We start from the raw sequence: 275 nt of genomic DNA, 5'->3' as shown, positions 1-275 counted from the left end.
GTCGATTAGAGGAGCGTCGGCCTCGTCTCTGGGCTGATTGTTTTATGCGGCGAGATTGCGGTGCTGCAAGCGCCGATGCTCGATGGTCTGTCGTTTGATCCTTTCTCGCTGTTTGATGATGGTCTGGGCCCTGCCAAAGTGGTCTGCCCCTATAAAGTGGTCCGGTTTCAGTCTTAATGCATGATCGGCTTTTCGACCATTGCCTGTGCAGAAGGTGGTGCCGATCCACTGGTTGGCGCCGGCCAGACGATGGCTTCCGGCGCCGGCGGTTTGTA

Annotated in this window: 1 protein-coding gene; it reads right to left on the bottom strand. The window is 57.1% G+C overall.

The window, feature by feature from the left end:
- Positions 1-42: 42 nt before the first annotated feature.
- Positions 43-275: hypothetical protein (locus tag DQG18_RS16390; protein ID WP_198669809.1), on the bottom strand; the 233-nt coding region annotated here is incomplete at its 5' end.

Source organism: Pelagibacterium sediminicola, assembly GCF_003390885.1.
Taxonomy (GTDB): domain Bacteria; phylum Pseudomonadota; class Alphaproteobacteria; order Rhizobiales; family Devosiaceae; genus Pelagibacterium; species Pelagibacterium sediminicola.
This window is presented reverse-complemented; position numbering and strand designations above follow the sequence as displayed.